The following is a 4,152-nucleotide window of genomic DNA, read 5'->3' as shown; positions in this document are numbered from 1 at the left end:
CTGCCCCTATTTAGAACTATCTATTTCCCGACAGCCCCAGGCTAAAGCCGTACAAAAAACAGCCCGCATATATTCTACTATATACACGGGCTGTTCATATTATTTTTTATTTCTTATAAAGATAACTGCTGTATTCGGGATCCTCCAGATTCGATGCATCTATCCACGCCGGTTCCAGAAAAACAGTTCCCTCTGCATCTCTGTTCTCCGGATCTGTTACTTTAGCTGCCGCCAATATGGTCTGATATCCCATCTCATATGGATCCTGGGAAACAATTCCGTATTCTCGTCCATCCTTCACTGCCTGCTGCTGCTTTGTGGTTGCATCCACACCGATCATCACCGGCAGATCTTCCTCTGCCTGATCCAGAGCAAGATATAATTCTGACATGTCCGCATTTGTGCAGTATACTCCTGCCGTATCCTGATTCTGTGCCAGAGCCTCCTGCATGGCAGCGCTCATATCTTCTACCTGATCTGCATAGATTTCCTGTACAACTTCCATATCTGTATATTCTGCAATGGCAGTTTTAAATCCACTGACACGCTTCTGGCTGCTTTCTGTCTTTTCCTGAGCAGAAAAAATCAGAATACTGCCTTTTTCACCCAAAGCTTCTGCCATTTTTTCTCCGGCAATTTCACCCACACGTTCATTATCTGTTCCATAAAACCCTGTTACAAGTTCATTTTCGCTGACGTTGGAGTCAAAAATGATTACCGGAATATCATTTTCTGTGGCCGTTTCCAGCTGAGCCTGACAGGAGTTCATATCACTTGCAGAAAAGCAGAGAACGGAAGGATTTTCTGCAATAACTGCATCAAGGGTATTTACCTGCTCTTCCACATTCAGTTCATCATCCGGTCCTTCAAAAGTCATTTTAATCTGGTCGTCTGACTTAAATCCATAAGCGGTATTAAGATCTTTTACTGCATCTTCCATACCTTTATGTACCATATCCCAGAATTCGCCACTGACACTTTTGCTTACTACTGCAATTCTGCTTCCGGCCAAAACCGGCGCTGATGTATCAATACGGGAACTGCTGTCTTCTTTCTCACTTTTTTCTGCCTCATCTTCTGTCCGCACATCCGCAATTACCTTTTCCTCAAAAACATCACATTTCGCAAAAATCCCTGCCGCCAGAACTGTACCTGTCACAAGGACTGCCGCAACAGTTGTTTTTTTCATTGATTTTCTCCCCTTCTGCTACATCTGTATGTGCTTCCAACCATTTTTACGTTTCGATACATCACCTTATCATATTTTACATTTTACGTCCATACTTTTCATAGTTTTTTCATGATTTTGGGTAAAGTTTTACACTTTTCCAAAAAGCGCCGATTTCTACACCGACTGGGGAATACAAAAACCGGAAAATGCCTGGCCCTGAGGTGTCACATAAAAATCCATTTTTTTCCCTGTTTCCGGATGCAGAAAACTCAGACAGCAGGAGCACAAACCCAGAGGCAGCCCCGAGCTGTCTTTGGGATTATATTTCCTGTCTCCAATAAGAGGCAGTTCCGCGTGCGACATCTGAACTCTGATCTGATGGTGGCGTCCCGTTTCAAGCTGGATTCTTACCAGACTGCGGTATCCGGATACTGTACAGTTATCAGAAATCTCTTCCAGCAGTTTATAAGACAAAATTGCTTTCTTAGCTCCCGGAGTCTTTTTTTCTGTCGCAAAAGACATATTTTTTCTTCCATCTCTGTATAAGTAATCTATAAGTTTCTTTTCTTTATCCATAACTTTTCTGTCTGTCACAGCCAGATAAATTTTGCCTATACCGTCTGTTGTCATCTGTCTATTGATATTTGCTGCGGCAGCAGACGTTTTTGCAAAAACAATCACTCCTTCTACCGGCTGATCCAGTCTGTGCAGGACTCCAAGCCACGGAGCATTCTTCCCTCCTGACTTTGCTGCCAGGTAATTTTTCAACGCACTTTCCATATCCATGCTTCCCATTTTTGCATTCTGAACTGCAAGCCCTGCCGGTTTATGACATACCAGTATCTGACTGTCCTCATAAAGAATATTTTCCTGTATATTTCCTCGCCACATAAAAAAACTCTCCTTTTTACTTCTGTGGAGAGTATACTCTAAAAGACTGTTTCTGGCAAGAACGACGGCCATCACTTTTTACTTCAATTTCAAAAATGATGACCGTCTTAACATTCTTCGTTATTCAATTTTTATTATCCTCATTTAAAAAATTATCTTGTGTCTAATTGGTTTCTATAAAGATTTACCCTATTTAGTTTTTCCGTTCCGTATATATTTCTGTATATGTGATTCTTTTTCTGATTTCCTGCTCGTAAACATTATGATTATTTATCATTTTGTTTATTTAGAAAGTTGATAGATTTTGAAATTATAACTTACGGATTATAATTTCTAAAATTACAGCACCCTTTGTGAGAAGATACTCTTCTGATGCAAAGCTTCAATTCATATAACTCATTTTACAATTTCATTATATGGATTTCAAAATATCTTTCCTGTCTGTTTACAAACTTTCCAAAAACTCTTCTTTCCGGCAAAGTTCTGAGACTGGCAGTTATACTTCTTCAGTAAATATTTCTTTACATATTCCTGAAGTTCTTTGTATCAGGTTCGTGACAGTTATTCAATACGAAAAATCGTTTCTATATACCTGAAGTACGTTTTCCTTATACAAGTCACTTTAAATTTTTATCAGATATGATATCTAAATCAGTTATTCCGGTATCTGTCACTGGAACTTTGTTTTCTGAAAAATATCCTTGCGATTCGTATCTTCCGGATTCATTCATTCAGATTATTTACTGAATAAATTTCACCTCATGGATTTCCATCCCTCAGACTTTTTAACTTGAAACTAAATTCTCCTGATCAGATCACAAACTATAATATCAATCGATTATTCCTTTTATGTGACTGTTATGGATTTACTTTACGGTTCTTATGTACCAGGTCTTTCTTGCAGGAAATACGATTCCTGTCACTGTTTCGTATTGATAAACAAGTAATCTACTTTCCCAATGGAACCACCTTTGCCCTTCTTTTGATTTCATCCTTTTCATGTAACATTTATATATGCTATGAATTGAATGATTTTCTCTTTTGTACTTTGATTGTTTTTTCTTTTGATGAGTATATGATAGCACTGCCCCTCTTATTTGTCAATACATTTTTCGATTTTATTTTCATTTTTTCTACATATTTTCATTTTAATTTGGTTTAAAACAATTATATTTTTATATTTTTGCAAATTTCAGATAATTATAAAATCAAACTATAAATAAACAAATTTGAAAAGATGTTCATGTTCACAGGCCATTATCCCGCCAGGTATTTTATCATATACATGCCAAACTCCTGTATTGCCTCATTATATAAACGTTAAACTGTGAATAAGAAAACATCGAATTTTGTACAATAAAATCCGTAATATACGGACATAAAAATATTAAGCTCTATATACGCATCTTCTAAAGAAAAATTCGTGATGATTTTGTGCACTTTTTCATATTTGCTCATCTATAACATTAAAAATAGTATATCGACCCTGCAACTATAAATAACATATGATTCTTTTCCCCCTCCTCTGCACAGATCACAGGCAGCAGAAAACATAAGCTCCTGTTATTTGTCTTATCCTGTCCGCTTCCGGGATCTAGCAGAAGTCTGACAGATCTAAAACTATGAACTTTCAGATTCTCTGCAGACTGAAACGCCAGAACACAGCTGCAGGATTTTACCATAATCCTTTATCCGACTAACGCAGACAATGCCGCACGCCTCTAAAGTCCTCAATCCTGAAGGGACTTGCTCCGCTTCGAGCACCAGATGTAAACTGCCATGGGTAATCATCTTCCCCTACATCTGGTCACATCCTCTCCTCTGATCGCTTCCTCTCCTCTAATTACATCCTCACAAAGCGTTTTTATTAACCACAAAAATTCGTACAGAACGTATTACTTTCCCGAGGCATAAAAATAGCCAGAGCCGGATATGAAACGCCCTAAAATATCAGATTTCAGGGACGTCTCAATATTCATCCATGCCTGGCTATTAATAAATTCTTTAGGTTAGAATCGATGATGGGGTAAACGAAAAAGCAGTTTTGACATTTCAGTGAACTGCCCCTTCGTTTACTCTATTTTCGATTT

Annotated in this window: 2 protein-coding genes; both read right to left on the bottom strand. The window is 38.0% G+C overall.

Annotation, left to right across the window (positions count from 1 at the left end):
- Window positions 1-106 precede the first annotated feature (106 nt).
- On the bottom strand, window positions 107-1,189 hold the full coding sequence (locus QVP40_RS11030; protein WP_022068462.1) for a substrate-binding domain-containing protein: 1,083 nt from the start codon (window positions 1,187-1,189) through the stop codon (window positions 107-109).
- Window positions 1,190-1,345: 156 nt separating this feature from the next.
- Window positions 1,346-2,062 carry an RluA family pseudouridine synthase gene (locus tag QVP40_RS11025; RefSeq protein WP_022068461.1) on the bottom strand — a complete coding sequence of 239 codons (717 nt, stop codon included), beginning with the start codon at window positions 2,060-2,062 and terminating at the stop codon, window positions 1,346-1,348.
- Window positions 2,063-4,152 lie beyond the last annotated feature (2,090 nt).

Origin of the sequence: Blautia sp. CAG:257, from assembly GCF_000433815.1 — a bacterium.
Classification (GTDB): domain Bacteria; phylum Bacillota; class Clostridia; order Lachnospirales; family Lachnospiraceae; genus Blautia_A; species Blautia_A caecimuris.
The sequence above is the reverse complement of the archived record's forward strand: the minus strand, read 5'-3'. Positions and strand labels throughout refer to the sequence as shown.